This is a genomic window from Microbacterium sp. bgisy203, from assembly GCF_965345155.1.
Taxonomy (GTDB): Bacteria; Actinomycetota; Actinomycetes; order Actinomycetales; family Microbacteriaceae; genus Microbacterium.
The window spans coordinates 65,964-82,599 of sequence record NZ_CBDRLZ010000008.1; the positions used below are offsets into that span (position 1 = coordinate 65,964).

At 71.3% G+C, this 16,636-nt stretch carries 18 protein-coding genes; 6 read left to right on the forward strand and 12 right to left on the reverse strand.

The genetic code is table 11. The features are described from left to right. Window positions 1–86 precede the first annotated feature (86 nt). Entirely contained in the window at window positions 87–773 is a 687-nt protein-coding gene (locus ACRVYW_RS11860) for an ATP-binding cassette domain-containing protein (protein WP_431804841.1), read from the forward strand. After that, the gene (locus tag ACRVYW_RS11865) at window positions 770–2,047 is read left to right on the forward strand and encodes a glucoamylase family protein (RefSeq protein WP_431804843.1); all 1,278 of its coding nucleotides are present in this window, start codon (window positions 770–772) and stop codon (window positions 2,045–2,047) included. Before ACRVYW_RS11860 ends, ACRVYW_RS11865 begins: the two co-directional genes overlap by 4 nt. A 17-nt stretch (window positions 2,048–2,064) precedes the next feature. Here the strand turns inward: ACRVYW_RS11865 and ACRVYW_RS11870 are convergent, their stop codons facing one another. Then, complete coding sequence (locus tag ACRVYW_RS11870) at window positions 2,065–2,325, reverse strand: hypothetical protein (protein WP_431804845.1); 261 nt, start codon at window positions 2,323–2,325, stop codon at window positions 2,065–2,067. 58 nt (window positions 2,326–2,383) lie between these two features. Next, window positions 2,384–3,472 carry a histidinol-phosphate transaminase gene (locus ACRVYW_RS11875; RefSeq protein ID WP_431804847.1) on the reverse strand — a complete coding sequence of 363 codons (1,089 nt, stop codon included), beginning with the start codon at window positions 3,470–3,472 and terminating at the stop codon, window positions 2,384–2,386. A gap of 62 nt (window positions 3,473–3,534) precedes the next feature. Here ACRVYW_RS11875 and ACRVYW_RS11880 point away from each other — a divergent pair, with 62 nt between their 5' ends. Next, window positions 3,535–3,930, forward strand: coding sequence for a phage holin family protein (locus ACRVYW_RS11880; protein WP_431804849.1), 396 nt, complete (start codon window positions 3,535–3,537; stop codon window positions 3,928–3,930). On the opposite strand, the gene ACRVYW_RS11885 is transcribed toward ACRVYW_RS11880, so the two are convergent. Then, the gene (locus tag ACRVYW_RS11885; protein ID WP_431804851.1) at window positions 3,899–5,359 is read right to left on the reverse strand and encodes a hypothetical protein; all 1,461 of its coding nucleotides are present in this window, start codon (window positions 5,357–5,359) and stop codon (window positions 3,899–3,901) included. The genes ACRVYW_RS11880 and ACRVYW_RS11885 overlap by 32 nt on opposite strands. Window positions 5,360–5,361: 2 nt before the next feature. Next, on the reverse strand, window positions 5,362–5,637 hold the full coding sequence (locus ACRVYW_RS11890; protein WP_431804853.1) for a hypothetical protein: 276 nt from the start codon (window positions 5,635–5,637) through the stop codon (window positions 5,362–5,364). Between the two features lie 183 nt (window positions 5,638–5,820). Between ACRVYW_RS11890 and ACRVYW_RS11895 the strand changes: the two genes are divergently transcribed. The 3 genes from ACRVYW_RS11895 (at window position 5,821) to phoA (ending at window position 9,783) form a co-directional block, all read left to right on the forward strand. Then, window positions 5,821–6,327: a low molecular weight protein-tyrosine-phosphatase gene (locus ACRVYW_RS11895; RefSeq protein ID WP_431804855.1), complete on the forward strand. Its 507-nt coding sequence runs from the start codon at window positions 5,821–5,823 to the stop codon at window positions 6,325–6,327. 30 nt (window positions 6,328–6,357) lie between these two features. After that, window positions 6,358–7,740, forward strand: coding sequence for an adenylosuccinate lyase (purB, locus tag ACRVYW_RS11900; protein WP_431804857.1), 1,383 nt, complete (start codon window positions 6,358–6,360; stop codon window positions 7,738–7,740). Window positions 7,741–7,866: 126 nt separating this feature from the next. Further along, window positions 7,867–9,783 (forward strand): alkaline phosphatase, encoded by a 1,917-nt coding sequence (gene phoA, locus ACRVYW_RS11905; protein WP_431804859.1) that lies wholly within the window; start codon window positions 7,867–7,869, stop codon window positions 9,781–9,783. A 14-nt stretch (window positions 9,784–9,797) separates the two neighbouring features. Here phoA and ACRVYW_RS11910 read toward each other — a convergent pair whose 3' ends face one another. The 8 genes from ACRVYW_RS11910 to ACRVYW_RS11945 form a co-directional block, all read right to left on the reverse strand. Beyond that, a complete protein-coding gene (locus tag ACRVYW_RS11910) occupies window positions 9,798–10,169 on the reverse strand; it encodes an amino acid transporter (protein ID WP_431804861.1) in 372 nt (123 codons plus the stop codon). After that, window positions 10,166–10,843, reverse strand: coding sequence for an acyl-CoA synthetase (locus ACRVYW_RS11915; RefSeq protein WP_431804863.1), 678 nt, complete (start codon window positions 10,841–10,843; stop codon window positions 10,166–10,168). Before ACRVYW_RS11915 ends, ACRVYW_RS11910 begins: the two co-directional genes overlap by 4 nt. A 76-nt stretch (window positions 10,844–10,919) precedes the next feature. Beyond that, window positions 10,920–11,360, reverse strand: coding sequence for a hypothetical protein (locus ACRVYW_RS11920; protein WP_431804865.1), 441 nt, complete (start codon window positions 11,358–11,360; stop codon window positions 10,920–10,922). A 1-nt stretch (window position 11,361) separates the two neighbouring features. Next, window positions 11,362–12,339 (reverse strand): Gfo/Idh/MocA family protein, encoded by a 978-nt coding sequence (locus ACRVYW_RS11925; RefSeq protein WP_431804867.1) that lies wholly within the window; start codon window positions 12,337–12,339, stop codon window positions 11,362–11,364. Between the two features lie 10 nt (window positions 12,340–12,349). After that, window positions 12,350–13,897, reverse strand: a complete 1,548-nt coding sequence (locus ACRVYW_RS11930) for an LssY C-terminal domain-containing protein (RefSeq protein ID WP_431804869.1) — start codon at window positions 13,895–13,897, stop codon at window positions 12,350–12,352. A 5-nt stretch (window positions 13,898–13,902) separates the two neighbouring features. Next, on the reverse strand, window positions 13,903–14,673 hold the full coding sequence (locus ACRVYW_RS11935) for an alpha/beta fold hydrolase (protein WP_431804948.1): 771 nt from the start codon (window positions 14,671–14,673) through the stop codon (window positions 13,903–13,905). Window positions 14,674–14,707: 34 nt separating this feature from the next. Continuing rightward, on the reverse strand, window positions 14,708–15,010 hold the full coding sequence (locus ACRVYW_RS11940; RefSeq protein ID WP_431804870.1) for a DUF427 domain-containing protein: 303 nt from the start codon (window positions 15,008–15,010) through the stop codon (window positions 14,708–14,710). A gap of 48 nt (window positions 15,011–15,058) precedes the next feature. Next, a complete protein-coding gene (locus ACRVYW_RS11945) occupies window positions 15,059–16,573 on the reverse strand; it encodes an MATE family efflux transporter (RefSeq protein WP_431804872.1) in 1,515 nt (504 codons plus the stop codon). Between the last annotated feature and the right edge of the window lie 63 nt (window positions 16,574–16,636).

Here is a 16,636-nt window from a genome sequence, read left to right on the forward strand (position 1 = left end):
GTTCGCCGTCCGCGCGAGACAAGGATGTCGGTCGCCGCTCGCTCGCGACCGAGCCGACCTCGGGGACGGTGCGCTACCACGCGAAGATGCGCGGCGATGCGGGCGGAGGAGAGCACGACATCACGAAGCTGCGCGGCGCTCTCGCCCGCGAGTACAGACGGAACGTGCAATACGTCTTCCAGGACCCGTACGCCGCCCTGAACCCGTCGCTCACCGTCGGCTACGCCCTCGCCCGGCCCCTGCAGAACTACCTCCACGTCCGCTCCCGCGAAGCCGTCGAACGGGCCGCCGGCCTCCTCGAGGATGTGGGACTCACCCCTGCCGGTCGCTTTCTGGGGCGGCTGCCGCACGAGCTCAGCGGAGGTCAGCGTCAGCGCGTCGTCATCGCCCGCGCACTTGCCGCCGAGCCGCGCCTCGTCATCGCCGACGAGCCCATCGCGAGTCTCGACGTGTCGATCCGCGCCGAGATCCTCGAGGTGCTCCAGTCGCTCGTGAAAGACCACGGCGTCGGCATGCTCTACATCACGCACGACCTCTTGAGCGCCCAGAGCCTGGCGAACCACGCCATCGTGCTGCGCGAGGGCGTCGTCGTCGAGCAGGGTCCCGCGTCCGAGGTCATCGATCATCCTCGCGAGGAGTACACCCGGCAGCTGCTCGACGCCATCCCGAACCCGTTCGAGTCCCGCTCGGCATCCGCCGCGCAACGTGTCCCCTCACCCGCAGAGACCTCGCCCGCAGAGACCTCACCCGCAGAGAAGGAGTCCGTCGCATGACGACCGCCGCACCGCAGACCATCGCCCTCGACGACGACATCCGGGAGCTGACGGCGGAGGAGGTGGATGCCTCGATCCGCTGGCTGTGGGAGCACGCGAACGGCGACCTCGACAGTCCCGGATGCGGGCTCGTCCTCGACCGCGACGACCTGCCCGATGTCGCGACCGTGGCGGCGACCGGGTTCGCACTCGCCGCGTGGTGCGTCGGTGTCGAACGGGGCGTCCTCACCCGCGCGGCCGTCCACGACCGCGTGCGGGCGACCCTGCGCACCCTGGAGGAGTCGGTTCCGCACCGCAACGGCTTCCTCGCGCACTTCGTCGACCCGCAGACCGGCGAGCGCCGCGGACGCTCGGAGTACTCGACGATCGACACGACACTCGCTCTGTGCGGGGCCGTGGCGGCGGCATCCTTCTTCGCGGACGACGACCTGAGCGCCCGCGTCGACCGCCTGCTCGCGCGCATCGACTGGCACTGGCTGGTGGACGAGACCGACGGGCGCACCGTCCTGCGGATGGCCTGGGTCGGCAGTGCGGGCGACGACTACGCCGACGGTGCCGACGACGCCGGCTTCGTCAGCGCGTGGACGATGACGGCCGAACAGCTGCCGATGTATCTGCTCGCGGCCGGGCATCCGGCGGTTCCGCAGGAGCTGGCGCAGGCGCTGTGGCGCGGGGTCGACAAGCCGGTCGGGGCGTACGGCGGGCACGAGTGCGTGTACGAGCCCGGCGGCACGCTCTTCACCTACCACTTCCCGCTCGCGTTCTACCCGTTCCAGCGTGTGCGCGACCTCGATGGGCGCAACTGGTGGGCGAACGCGCGCGAGGCTTCGCTCGCCTCGAAGGCGTGGTGCGCCGATCAGGCCGGCACCTGGCGGACATTCGCGGCGGGGCTGTGGGGTCCGGCCGCGGGGTTCGGTCCGCACGGGTACGTCGTCAATGGAGCCCGACCGTCGGCCCACGAGCCGCGCTGCGACGGCACGGTACCGCCGGTGTCGCTGTTCGGCGCGCTCCCGTTGGCACCCGACGAAGTCTCTCCGGCATTGCGGCGCCTGCGCGACGAGCACCCGGGGGCGTGGAACCGCTGGGGCGCGACCGACGGCGTCAACCTCGAGCGCGACGAACCCTGGTACGCCGCGCCGCGCTACGGCCTCAACAAGGGGGCGACCGCGCTCCTGGGGGCGACGGCGCTCGGTTCGACGCTCGTGTGGGATGCCTTCGCCGGCCACCCCTGGATCGCTCGCGGCGCCGAGAAGCTGGGATTCACAGCCACCTGAGCACGCGCCCGCGGACGTCAGGGCCGGATCGAGCGGATCGCCGCGATGAGGATGCCGAACGCGAAGATCGGGATCGACGAGATCACCGACGTCCAGGTGCCGGTGATAAGCGGCAGGCCGAGCGCCACGATGACTCCGAAGGCGAAGATCGCGATGATGATCCCGCGCCACAGGGCGTCGGTTCGCAGGGCGTCGGTCCGCTGGGCGTCCGTCCGCCGGGCGTCCGAACTCCGGGCGTCCGTGCTCGCGTGGTCGGTGGTCTTCGTCGTCTCACTCATGGGCGCCTTCCCGTCGGTGGGTGGCACACACGCTATCGGGGCGACGGAGAAAGCGCCATCACGGCGACGACGACGAAGAGGTGTGCGCCGCAGTGCGCTGCGCGACCGCGACGACCTCGGCGATCGACTCGTGCTCGCCGATCGAGATGCGCACACCGTCACCGGCGAACGGGCGGACGATGAGGCCCGCCTCCTCGAACGCGGCGGCGACCTCGAGAGCGCGATCTCCCGCCGGCAGCCACACGAAGTTGCCCTGGGCGTCGGGCACGTCCCACCCTGTCTCACGCAGACGCGCGACGAGGGCGTCGCGGCGCTCGGCGATCTCGGCGACGCGCACGCGCAGCTCGTCCTCGGCGTCGAGGCTCGCGAGCGCGGCCTCCTCGGCCTGCGCCGTCACCGACAGGGGGATGCCGGTCGTCCGCGCGATCGCGAGCACCCGCGGGTCGCCGACGGCGTAGCCGATGCGGAGGCCCGCAAGCCCGTACGCCTTCGAGAACGTGCGGAGCACGACGACGTTCGGGTGCCCGGACGTAACGACCAGGGCACCGTCGACGGCGTCGGGATCGGTGACGAACTCGGCGTACGCCTCGTCGAGGATGACGAGCACGTCCTGCGGCACCCGTGCGAGAAACGCCTCGAACCCGTCCTGGGTCACGACGGGCCCGGTCGGGTTGTTCGGGCTGCAGACGATCACGAGCCGGGTGCGCTCGGTCACGGCATCCGCCATCGCGTCGAGGTCGTGGCCGCCGTCGGCGTCGTTCGGCACCGTCACCGCGGTCGCCCCGGCCACCACCGCGAGCCCCGGGTACGCCTCGAACGAGCGCCAGGAGAAGAGGATCTCGTCGCCCGGCCCGCTCGTCGCCTGCGCGAGCTGGTACAGGATCGACACCGACCCGGCCGCGACGTGCACCGCGTCGTCGGCCACGCCGAACCGCTCGGCGAGGCGGGCGCGCAGGCGCGGGGTCGTCGCGTCGGGGTAGCGGTTGAACGACACCGCCGCCTGCACCGCCTGCACGACACCGGGCAGGGGCTCGAACGGGTTCTCGTTGCTCGACAGCTTGAAGGCCTCGGCCCCGGCCTGCTTCCCCTGCCGGTAGGGCGGGAGCGCGGCGATCTCGGGACGGACACGGACGGGAAGATCGGTCACGCGACGAGTCTACGAGGACGCGCCGTGACAGCGTCGGCGGGGCATGACACACTGAGCGCACCATGCGCTTTCTCATCCGCGTCGTCGTCAACGCTTTCGCCATCTGGGTCGTCACCCTCATCCCCGCGCTCGGCACGACGGTGATCCCGTTCGCCCCCGGCGAGACGGCGCAGCTCGTCATCAGCCTGCTGGTGGTCGCGGCCGTGTTCGCCCTCGTCAACACGATCATCGGCACGGTCATCAAGGTCGTCGCGTTCCCGCTCTACATCCTGACGCTCGGCCTCATCTCCCTCCTGATCAACGGCTTGCTTTTGGTCATCACGGCGTGGTTCACGCAGTGGTGGGGTTGGGGGCTGCGGGTCGAGGACCTGTGGCACGGCATCCTCGCCGCCCTCGTGATCTCCCTCATCAACTGGATCTTCAGCGTCATCCTGCGCCCTCAGTCGAAGCGGAACTAGGGGTCGACGACGTACCGAGCGGGAAGCTCGGCACGCCCGGTACCCGCGGCACACCCGGCACACCGAGCCCGTCCGGGTGAGGGGCCGGCGGATCCGGCAGAACCCGTTCGGCGCTGTACTCGAACACCTCGACGCCGACCGCGGTGTCGAGCTCGTCGAACTTCTCGTAGACGGCATCCATGCGAGGGTCGCCCGACGCGTCGAGCATCTCGGCGGTCTCCCGATACTTCTCCAGCATGTGCGGCGCCGCGAAACCGTCGCCGAACATCTCCGTGAACACGGTGCCGGGCGTCTCGCGCGACACGACGATGCTGCCGGGTGCGCCCGATCCCGCGGCGAAACCGCCGTTGGAGAGCGCCGAGAAGGGATCGTCGCCGTGGCGCAGCGCGACGTTCAGCGTGTCGGGACCGACATCGGCCTGCACCGGGCCGCCGATCGTGACCATGACGTCGGATTCGTACGGGCCGGACACGACGAGGTGCGACACACCCGCGCCGCCCTGCGAATACCCCACCGGGTTCACGACGTCACCCGGCTGCGCCCCGGCATCTTCGAGGGCCGCGCGGATCGCGGCCTGCGACGCCGACTGCCGCCCGAACTGGTTGTCGAGGTTCGACTGCCAGTCCCACGCCTCCTTCTCGTCGTCACCCCCCACCGTGCCCGAGACGTAGACCACGAACTGTCGCGACCCGTCGGGCATCGCGTACCGTTCGACCCGCACGCGCGTGTCGCTGCCGGAGGGCACCCGGTCGACGAGGTCGGTCATCTTGGTCGGCGCGGTGCCGCTCGTCGTCGAGGTGCGCGTCACCGTCACCGGCACGGGCGGCCCCTGCAGCTTGTCGTCGCGCGTGATCACCCCGAGGCCGGTGAGCTTCGTGCCCGTGATCCCGCCGACGAGGCCGAGAAGACCCGCCGCCATCGCCGCGGACCACTGCTCGTCGGGGAGCGCTCCATCGAGCACCTGCAGGCCCGGCAGGATCGATTCCAGGCCGTACTGGCGCCCCAAGGCATCCACGTCGTGCTCCCAACTGCGCTTCGCCTCCTTCGCCACGCGCCCTGCGAGCTCGGGGTTCGACGCCAGGAGATCGCCGATCTGGGCGCGGATGCGCTGCGCACTGATCTCGTCGCCGGATGCCGCGGCCACGAGCGCCTGCGCGCGCAGCTCGACGATCTCGTACGTGTCGGCCATCGTGTCGAGGTCGGTGGCGAGCCGGCTCGCGCGCTCACCCGCCTCGGCTGCCGCGCCCGTGGGAGGTGCCGACCACACCTCCCGCTGCCGGAGGATCGCACCCGCACGCGCGAGGTCTGCGGCCACCCCCTCGCACCCCGTCATGAGCGCGCGGAGGTCTGTGGCCGCAGCGCGGAGCGTCACGGTGTCGACGGCGACGATTCCGCCGCTGCGGATGTCGAGTTCGTCCTCGTTGCCCATGATCACACCCGCGCCTTCGTACGCCAGGCCAGCTCGTCCTGCGCGAGCGCCACATCACCGTCGACGACGGAGATGAGCCGCCCGAGCGCGCGCAGACGCTCGACGAGCTCCGCGACGCCGACGCGATAGGCGTCGGTCGCGCGTGACTGCCAGTTGGTCGCGTCGGCGAGGGCATCGGCCCGGTTGCCCAGCGCGAGCGTGTCGGAGGCCGCGTCGCGCAGCAGCCGCCGGGCCGTCGCGAACGCCTCGAGGGCGAGGGAGTCGGTGTAGGGGTCCATGCGTCGACCCTGCACACTGTCGGCCGCGCGTGGAGCGGCGGATGCCGGATCGGTGGACAACCTCGCGAAACGGTCACCTGGGGAGGAGCCGATGACGGGCGCGGCACCGCGGCATCCCTTCGCCTGTTCCGCCGTCTTCCGCCCGCTCTTCCGTGCGGCCGCCGTCCTCGCCACAATGAGGGGATGCCCGATCGTGTCGCGCCGTTCCGCGTCGCCTTCGTGTGCACGGGGAACATCTGCCGGTCGCCGATGGCCGAGGTCGTCTTCCGCGGCTTCGCGGAGCGCGCGGGCCTCTCCGACCACGTCGCCGTGACGAGCTCGGGAACGGGCGACTGGCACGTCGGCGAGCGCGCCGACGCGCGCACCGTCGAGGCGCTCCGCCGCCGCGGCTACGACGGCACCGCCCACCGCGCGCGGCAGTTCTCCCTCGACGACTTCGATCGCAACGACCTGATCGTGCCGCTCGACCGGTCGCACGAGCGGATCCTCTCCAGCTGGGCGCGCACGCCCGACGACGCCGACAAGCTCGCGCTGCTGCTGTCGTTCGACGAATCCGCCGGCGGCGTCCTCGACGTGCCCGACCCCTACTACGCGGGCCCCGAAATGTTCGACGACGTGCTCGGTATGATCGAAAGCGCGAGCCGGGCGCTCTTCCGGCAGCTGGAACCCGCGATCCGTCCCACGTCCTGAGCGCCCGATGTCCCCGATCGGAGCATCCCCGTGCCTTCCTCCCTGCCCCCGCAGCCCCTGAGCCCCCTCGACGGACGGTACCGCGCCGCCGTCTCGGGGCTCGCCGACTACCTCTCCGAGGCGGGCCTGAACCGCGCCCGCGTCGAGGTGGAGGTCGAGTGGATCATCACGCTCACCGATCGCGGCCTCTTCGGCGCGACACCGCTGACGGATGCCGAGAAGGACAGCCTCCGCGCTCTCTACCGCGACTTCGGCCAGGCCGAGATCGACTGGCTCGCCGAGAAGGAGGCGGTCACCCGCCACGACGTGAAGGCCGTCGAGTACCTCGTCCGCGACCGGCTGTCGTCGCTGGGACTGGATGCCGTCGCCGAGCTCACCCACTTCGCGTGCACGAGCGAGGACATCAACTCCGCCTCGTACGCCCTGACCGTCAAGCGCGCCGTCGAGAACGTCTGGCTGCCGAAGTTCCGCTCGGTCATCTCGGCGATCGCGGACCTGGCCCGCGAGCACCGCGACGCCGCGATGCTCTCGCGCACCCACGGCCAGCCCGCGACCCCGTCGACGATGGGCAAGGAGCTCGCCGTCTTCGCGTGGCGTCTCGACCGCGTCGCGCAGCAGATCGAGAGCGGCGACTACTTCGCGAAGTTCTCGGGCGCCACCGGAACCTGGTCGGCACACCTCGCCGCCGCGCCCGACGTCGACTGGCCGGAGCTCTCCCGGGAGTTCATCGAAGGTCTCGGCATCCACTTCAACGTCCTGACGACCCAGATCGAGTCGCACGACTGGCAGGTGGAGCTCTACGACCGCGTGAAGCACGCGGGCGGCATCCTGCACAATCTCGCGACGGATGTCTGGACGTACATCTCGCTCGGGTTCTTCGCCCAGATCCCCGTCGCCGGCGCGACCGGCTCGTCGACGATGCCACACAAGATCAACCCGATCCGGTTCGAGAACGCCGAGGCGAACTTCGAGATCTCAGCCGGGCTGTTCACGACGCTCGCGGCGACCCTGGTCACCAGCCGCATGCAGCGCGACCTCACCGACTCGACGACCCAGCGGAACATCGGCGTCGCGTTCGGGCATTCGCTCCTCGCCCTCGACAACCTGGGGCGCGGCCTGCAGGAGATCCTCCTCGCCCGCGACGTGCTGCTGGCCGACCTCGACGCCAACTGGGAGGTGCTCGCCGAGGCGATCCAGACCGTCGTCCGCGCCGAGATCGTCGCGGGGCGCTCGCAGATCACCGACCCGTACGCGCTCCTCAAGGACCTCACGCGCGGACGCCGCGTCGGGCAGGCGGAGCTCGTGGAGTTCGTCGAGGGGCTCGACATCGGTGCGGATGCCAAGGCGCGGCTCGTCGCGTTGACACCCGCGACCTACACGGGTCTCGCCGACCCGCTCGTCGACGAGGTGTAGTCCCGCCCGGAGTCGTCACCTGCCGGCAACCCGCGGTCCACTCGCCGTTGCGCAGGCGCCGGTTGCCTGGTCCGGAGGCGTTCGACACCCCGTCGACGCCGCTTCGGACAGAGGAGACCTCCACTCATGGCACTTCACCCCCCGCGCCGCCGACGCACGGTCGTCGCCGCCGCCGCCGGTGCGGCCGCACTCACCCTGTCGTTCGCCGTCGGCGCCGTGCCTGCGCTCGCGGCCGACACGACGGACGACATCACCCAGAACGGTGGCGCCACCCGCAACGACGGCGACATGACCCAGGCGCTGCGCGACTCGATCGTCGACGGACCGGCCAAGAACGTCATCCTGCTCATCGGCGACGGCATGGGCGACTCGGAGATCACGGTCGCCCGCAACTACGCCGAGGGCGCGGCGGGCCGCTTCGCCGGCATCGACGCCCTGCCCCTCACCGGTCAGTACACGACGTTCTCGGTGCACGAGGACGGCACTCCCGACTACGCATCGGAGTCGGCGTCGACCGCGAGCGCCTGGTCGACGGGCACCAAGACGGTCGATGGGCGGCTCAGCGTCGATGTGAACAAGAAGCCTCAGGCCACGCTGCTGGAGATCGCCAAGGCGAACGGACTGAAGACCGGGAACGTCTCGACGGCCGAGATCCAGGACGCGACGCCCGGCGCGCAGATCTCGCACATCTCCAAGCGCGGCTGCTACGGCCCCGACAAGACCTCGACCGACTGCGCGTCGGAGGCGCTGGAGAACGGCGGCCTCGGCTCGATCAGCGAGCAGCTGCTCAACGTGCGCCCCGACGTCGTCCTCGGCGGCGGCTCGGCGAGCTTCACCCAGAAGGCGAAGGCGGGGCCCTGGAAGGATCAGACCCTGTTCCAGCAGGCGAGCGCCCGCGGGTACCAGGTGGTCTCCGACCTCGCGGGTCTCGACGCGGTCACCCGCGCCGACGCCGACGCCCCCGTCCTGGGTCTGTTCACGCCCGGCAACTTCCCCACCCGCTGGGTGGGCCCCGCCGCGACCGACCTGCCCGCGGGCGGCGCGCTTCCGGCCGCCGCGCCGTGCACCGAGAACCCCGAGCGCCTCGCGAGCGGTCTGTCGCTCGCCGCGCTGACCGAAAAGGCGATCGGCCTGCTCGATGGCGACCGCGGATTCTTCCTGCAGGTCGAGGGTGCGAGCATCGACAAGCGCGACCACGCCGCCGATGCGTGCGGTCAGATCGGTGAGACGGTCGACCTCGACGAAGCGGTGCAGGTCGCGCTCGCTTTCGCGAAGGCGGACAAGAACACGCTGGTCGTCGTGACCGCCGACCACGCGCACACGAGCCAGATCGTGGGCGAGGCGATTCCCGGGCTGAACACCCACCTCCTCACCCTCGAGGGACAGGAGATGATCGTCGCGTACGGCACGTCACCCGCGGGCGGCTCGCAGCAGCACACCGGAGCGCAGGTGCGCATCGCCGGGTACGGCCCGGGAGCTGCGAACGTCGTGGGCCTGACCGACCAGACCGACCTGTTCTTCACCGCCTCGCGCGGGTGGAACCGCGACCTCGCGGCGCTGTCGCGCGGCGCCACCGGCTCGGCGCCCGCCGCCGTGAAGCCGGGTGCGCAGTTCGACGTCACGGTCTCGGGTCTCGCCGCCGACTGGCAGGCGACGGGCGTGGTCGCCTCCGACCCCGTCGACCTCGGTCAGACCGACGTGCGCTCGGGCGTCGCGACCTACCGGGTGACCGCACCCGAAGAACCCGGCGACCACACCGTGACGGTCACGGGCGTGCAGACCGGCACCCGCGTCGTGGTCCCGTTCCGGGTCGACGCGGCGGCTCCGGTCGACCCGGCGCCGTCTCCGTCGGCGTCCGAGTCGGCGGGTGCGGTCCCCGGCGCGGGCGGTGGCTCAGACGCTGCGGGGACCTCGGGCGGCGGCCCGCTCGCGGTCACCGGCGGCACCGTGCCCGTGACGCTCGCGGGCCTCGCGCTCGCGCTCGTCGCCGTCGGCGGCTACCTGGTGCTGCGCCGACGGCGCCTGCAGCTGCTCGGCAGCTGACCCCGACGCGCAGCTCAGGAGCGAGAGTCGTCGGATGCCGCGGCATCCGGCGACTCTCCGCCGTTTTCCGACTCGGGCAACAGCACGGCCCGGTCGACGGGCTTCGCGACCTGAGCGGGATCTACGGCGAGCATGAGGAGCGCGATGATGACGAGCGTCGCGATGAACGCGATACCGGCGACGATGAGCGACACGATGACGACCTGCATACGCTGATCGCCGCTCAGGTCTTGGAAGAATCCCATCGACACGAGGGTGATGATGCCCGCGAACAGCGCGGCGGCGAATGCGAAGCCGAGCAGCTGCACGGGCTTCATGAGGTCGCGGCGGGTGGGCGCGCGACCGGCATCCTCGCTCTGCGGGTCGGACGGGTGGTGCTCGGTCATGCGGCCTCTCCTGCGCGCGGTGCGTCGGCCGCGTGCTCGTCGATCGGTGCTCCGCCGCGTGCCGTCACATCGGTCGACGTCACCTCGCGCCGCGGTGAGAAGCCGGCGATGCCGAGGAACACGGCGACGATCGCGGCGTACCCGCCGAACAGGCCCACTCCGATCGTGATGCCGGTGAGCGTGAAGGGCTCGGGTCCCGCCTCGCGGATGACGTACTCGAGGCTGTAGGCGGGGTTCACGACGAGCAGCGCGACGGCGAGCGCGAGCGTGATCGCACCGATGAGGATCGCGTCGCGTGCGGCGGGGTCGCCGGTGCGGCGCGCGCGGATGCCGGCGATCAGCTCGATCAGGCCGGTGACCGCCGCCCAGGCGATGACGAGCACGAAGAACGTCGTCGTGGTGCGCAGCGGCGGGATGCCGGATATCATGCCCGCGACGAGGTTCACGACGCCGAGAAGGATCACGACGCCGCGCGAGTCCGCCGGGTAGACGAGCCAGGCCGCGGCGAAGAAGACGATCGCGCTGGCGATGGCGTAGCCGCTGAAGACCGCGAGCCCGACCGCCGCGGAGTGATCGGCGGTGAACGTGATCATGATCGCCGCGACCGCCGCGAGGAAGGCGCGCGCGAGCTGCACATGCCGCACCTCGAAGGTGCGCGACGTCGCATCGGTCACGTGGGGGCTCATCCGGTCAGACGGAACGGGAACCCCTCCAGTCTAGGCGCCATCGCGGAGGGTGCCCTGCGGTACGTCAGCCGGCGGCGCGGGCGACGAGGGTGCGGAGCTCTGCCTTCACGGCATCCGTCACCTCGACGACGGCGAAGGAGGTCGCCCACATCGCCCCGTCGTCGAGGTGCGCCTCCTCCTGGAAGCCCACCGTGCCGTAGCGCGTGTCGAACTTGGATGCCGGCTGGTAGAACACCACGACCTTGCCGTCGCCGTCGGCGTACGACGGGAAGCCGTACCAGGTCTTGGGCGCGAGCTGCGGGGCGACCTCGGTCACGATCTGGTGGAGCGCGACCGCGACCTCCTTGTCGACGCCGTCGAGCGCATCGATCGCCGCGATGCACGCCTCGAGCTCCTTCGCGGTCTTCGCCGCGCCCTTCAGCCCCTTGCTCGCGCGCAGCTCGTCGGCGCGCTGGCGCATCGCGGCGCGTTCGTCGTCGCTGAACCCGCTCTTCGTGTCGGCCATGTCAGTCCTCTCCCTCGACCTCTTCACCGCCCGCGGCGCGGATCGCCGCCACGGCGCGCAGGACCGCCACAGACCGCTCCTGGTCGGGCGCCGCGTCCTCGCCGCCCGAGACAAGCGCCGCGAAACGCGCCACCTCGTAGATCATGTTGTTTTCGGCTGCGACCACCGGATGCTCGGTACGCGTGCCGTCGCGCAGCGTGACGACGATCATCCGGGGCGCCGTGATCTCGTCGATCTCGATCGTGCCCCGCTCGCCCTGGATCTCGTTCGGCCGGTGCGAGAAACCGATCTTCGAGAACGACACCTGCACGACGTGACCCGGGTAGCGGAGCACCGCGGCTCCTGCGCCGTCGACGCCGGTCGCCACGCCGACGAGCTCGCCCGTCACCGCGTCCGGCGCGCCGAAGAGCTCCACGGCGGCGCTCAGCGGGTACACCCCGAGGTCGTACAGGGCACCGCCCGCGAGTGCCGGGTCGAAGATGTTCGGCGTCTCCCCGCGCAGCACGAGGTCGTAGCGTGCCGAGTACTGCGCCTGACCGAACGACGCGAGCCGTACCGGCGCGATCTCGGGCAGGAGCTCCGCGACGGTCGCGAGCCCGGGGTCGTACGCGTTCCGCATCGCCTCGAGCACCACCACGCCGCGCTCCTGCGCCGCCGCGACGAGCTCCTCGAACTCCGCCGCCGTCGGCGTGGCGGGCTTCTCGATCAGCACGTGCACACCGGCCGCGATCGCCGCCCGCGCCTGCGCCGCGTGCGCGCCGTTCGGAGACCCGACGTAGACGGCGTCGATGTCGCCCGAGGCGAGCAGGGCGTCGAGGTCGTCGGCGGAGCTCGGGATGCCGAGGCGCTCCGCGAACGCCCGCCCGCGCTCCGCGTCGCGGGAGAAGACGACGTCGATGCGGATGCCGGGCACGTGCGCCACGGCATCCGCGAACCGCTCGGTGATGGTGCTGGTGCCGATCGTCGCGAGTCTGATCACGCGGCTCAGCCTAGGCCGCGGCCGTGCCGCGCGGGGCCTGCTCGTCCGTGCGCTGCCCGGTGCGTTCGGTGCGTTCGGTGCGCTCGGTGCGCTCGGTGCGCCGCGCGTAGGCGGCGGCGCTGCGGCTCGAGAGCGCGAGCAGGATGAGCGTGTCGACGGCGACCGCGACCATCGCCCCCTCGGAGTCGAACGATCCGCCGTTCGCGAGCCACACCCCGAACGCGACCGCGATGTCGACGACCGCGATCACCATCACGAGGACCCGGGCCGCGTTCCGCCCCCCGAAGATCAACACGGCGAGAATCAGCTCGACGGCGGCCACGACGACCGTCGCGGTGACGAGGCCGCCGTTCGAGGACGACGCCGCGCCGCCGAACGTCGATCCCAACGCTCCGGTGATCGCGTCGATCACCGTGCCGGCGTCGCCGAGAGTGCCGTCCCAGCCACGGAAGACGCCGAGCGCCGCGAGCACCCCGACGAGCGCGCGCGTGAGGAGCAGGGCCGCGCCGGCCACGATCGTCACCGGTCGGTGCATTCCGGGGTCGTACGGCGTCGGCGCGAGAAGGGTCTCGGCCCCTTCGGCCGCGGACCGTTTCTCGGGGAGCCGGTCAGGATCGGCGGGGGCACCGCCCGACAGGACGGATGCCGCGGAGACGGATGCCCCGGCGGCCTGCGCGGAGCCGGCGGCCTGCGCGGTCCCGGCATCCTGCGCGGTCCCGGCATCCCGGCCCGCCACCCCTTCACCCAGGTGCACGATCGGGAGCGCCCCGTCGGTGCGTACGGAGTCGCCGCCGCCGTTGCGCGTGTGGTAGCCCGTCGAGAAGTTCTCGACGACCTCGACGCGCGGCGGCGTGCTCGAGGAGGCGAGCGTCGCGAGCACGTGGTCGCGCTCGATGTCGATGTCGGCGTCGATCTTGTGCGTCACCTGCAGCGTGAACAGCGACAGTCCGACCGAGCGGTCGAAGCTCGCCGTCGCCACCCAGTCGACCTGCGCGCCGCCGGGGAGGAACCATCCGTCCGGGCACCGCCAGAAGCGCACGTGGTGGCGCTGCGAGGGGTTGCCGTCGACCTGCTGCTCGAACGCGATGTCCTGCTCGCGCCCGAAGAGGAAGAGCGAACTCACCGGCGCCGTCGGGTATGACCGGCGGCGCACGGCGGCGTTCACGATCCGAACGCTCGAGCGGAAGCTCACGGGGTCGGCGATGCTCCACCCGGCATCCGTCATCGCGCGCTCGAGCGCGGGCCGGTCGCCGATCGCGGCGAGGTTCACCGGGTCGCCGAGCAGTCCGTCGCTCGTCCGCGCCCGGCCGATGAAGTAGTCGGGCACATAGATCGCGGTCAGGATGCGGTGCAGCCGCGGGAGCGTCAGATACGCGAGCGCCAGCCAGAACAGGATCGCGATGGCGATGCCCCACCAGCCGACGTCGAACGTCTGCGTGAACCCGATGACCGCGAGCCACACGGAGGCGGCTCCGGCGAAGACGAAGAAGAAGCCGTCGAAGGCCGCGCCCACCGAGTCGCGCCGGGTCTCCCCGGCCGCACGACTGGGGGCCGCCACGGGATTCAGCCCTCGGCGAGGAACGCGAGGGCCGCCTCGCGGAAGACGCGCGATCCGGGGGCGTTGAAGTGGTGTCGCCCGGGGATCTCGACGAACCGGCCCTCGGGGCACGCGGCGGCGAGCGCCCTGGAGCCTTCGATCACGGCATCCTCCGTACCGGTCGCGAACATCACGGGCTGGGTGGGAGCGTGTGCGGGGTCGGGATCCATCGTCTCGGAGGCCCGCATGCCGAGCGCGATCGCGAGGAGCGCGCGCAGGTCGTTGCCCGGCACGCGTTCGGTGAGCGCGATGTAGTTCTGCGTCACCGGATCGGTCACGGGCGTCCCGTCCTCGACGTAGGCGCGCACCTGATCGATGTCGAGGCGCGCGAGCGGGATGCCGTCGGGCACACCGCCGAGCACGGCGCGCGGGATCCGGTCGGAGATGTCCTGAACGACCTCCCAGCCGACGCGCGCACCCAGCGAATAGCCGACGTAGAACGCCTCGTCGACGAGGTACGTGTCGAGCACCGTTTCGACGTCGGCGGCGAGCTGGCGTAGGTCGTAGTCGCCCGGTTCGTGCGGCTTGTCGCTCGCACCGTGGCCGCGCTGATCGAGGCCGATCACGCGATAGCCGGCGCGAAGGAGGTCGCGCACCCAGCCGGTCGCCACCCAGTTGTCCTTCGTGCTCGAGGCGAACCCGTGGACGACCACCACGACGGGCGCGTCGAGTTCTCCCCAGGAGTAGGTGGCGATGCGGAGCCCGTCGCCGACCATGATGAACTGCGGCGCGGGCATCTCGGTGAGCTGCGGGATGGCGCCGGGAGCGTGCTCAATCGATGACACGGATCTCCTTCCAGAAAGCGACGTACCCGGAGAAGTCCTTTCCGACGCGCTCTATTCCCGACGCGTACGGGTGCGGGTAGCTCCATGCGCGGTCGGGCAGCTCCGTGCCGTCGATCTGCAGGGTGAAGTACTGGCACTCGCCCTTCCACGGGCAGGTGTAGGGCGTGGGGCTCTCGGTGAGGTACGCGGTGTTCACGCTCGACGGCGGGAAGTACCAGTTGCCCTCGATGGAGATGAGGTCCTCGCGCGGCGCCTCGGCGATCACGGTGTCCTCGAACACGGCCTTCATGTCGACCTCCTCGCTCCGGCGCACGGGCGGCGCGGGGCGAGGCCCACGCTACTCTGCGCGGGTGAGCTTGCGGGCGCTCTTCCGCGCCGCGCGCTCTCCCCTCCGCGCGGCGCGCCCCTTCCGGCGTACGACCGGAATGGGCGCGGTGACGACGGCATCCACCACCATCGATCCGTCGGTCGGCCCGATCACGGGGATCGCCATCGTCGGGGTCGCCTGCACCGGATCGACCGGAAGGCGCGCGAGGCGACGGTCGGCGGCGACGTATGCCGGAATGAGAATGAGACACGCGCCGACCCACGCGAGGGGATTCGACCACACCACGCCCTCGAACCCGAACAGGTGGCCGAGGAGGATCGCCGCGGTCACGCGCATGACGAGCTCGACGACGCCCGTGACGGTCGGGATGACGGCGTTGCCGAGCCCCTGCAGCGTGCCGCGGAGGACGAAGAGGACAGCGAGCGCTGGGTAGGTGACGCCGTTCACCAGCAGCATGAGCGCGGCGAGCGCGACCACCCGATCGGACCCGTCGCCGACGAACAGCCGCACCAGCGACGAGCCGAACGCGATGAGCAGGGCGCCGAGGACCAGCGCCGCGATGATGGCCATCCCGAGCGCCTGGCGCACGCCGCGGCGGATGCGGTCGGGGCGGCGCCCGCCGAGGTTCTGCGCCGCGTACATCGACGCGGCGAGGCCGATCGACTGGAGCAGCGCGACCGCGAGACCGTCGACCCGCGACGCCGTCGTGTAGGCGGCGACCGCGTCGGCGCCGAGGTTGTTGAGGGCGACCTGCACCGTGAGGGTGCCGATCGCGATGATGGATGCCTGGAACCCCATCGGCAGACCGAGACGCAGATGCGCCGCCAGGTCGGCACGGGTCACCCGCCAGTCGAAGCGCCCGACGTGCAGCACCGGCACGCGGCGACGGACGAACTCGAGGCACAGGATGACCGAGATCGCCTGCGAGACGACGGTCGCGAGCGCGGCGCCGGCGACGCCCCATCCGAGGGGTCCGACCATGATGATGACGAGCGCGACGTTGATGCCGCAGGCGATCGTGAGGAAGACGAGGGGCGTCCGCGAATCGCCGATCGCGCGGATGATCGCCGCGAGGTAGTTGAACGCGACCATCGCGCCCGCGCCGAGGAAGCTGATCTGTGCGAACACGGTCGCATTCTCGAGAAGCTCGGGCGGCGTCTGCAGGAGCATGAGCGCGGCACCGGCGAGCGGCGGGGCGAGCACCGTGAGGACGACGGTCGTCGCGGCCGAGAGGATCGTGCCCGATGCCACCGAGCGGCGCACCGCGGTGAAGTCCTGCGCACCGAACGCCTGCGCCGTCGGGATCGCGAATCCGCTCGTCATGCCCCACGTGAAGCCGAGGAGCAGGAACAGCAGCGCGCCGGTCGCGCCGACCGCGGCGAGCGCGTCGACGCCGAGGTGGCGCCCGACGACGATCGCGTCGACCACCTGGTACAGCTGCTGGACGACGTTGCCGATCAGCAGCGGCACCGAGAACGCAAGGATGACGCGCCACGGGCTGCCGGTGGTGAGGATGCGGGTCATGACGGAGCGACCGGATTTCGAGACGGGAGCGAGGGGGCGAGCGGCGGAGAATGCCGAAGGACG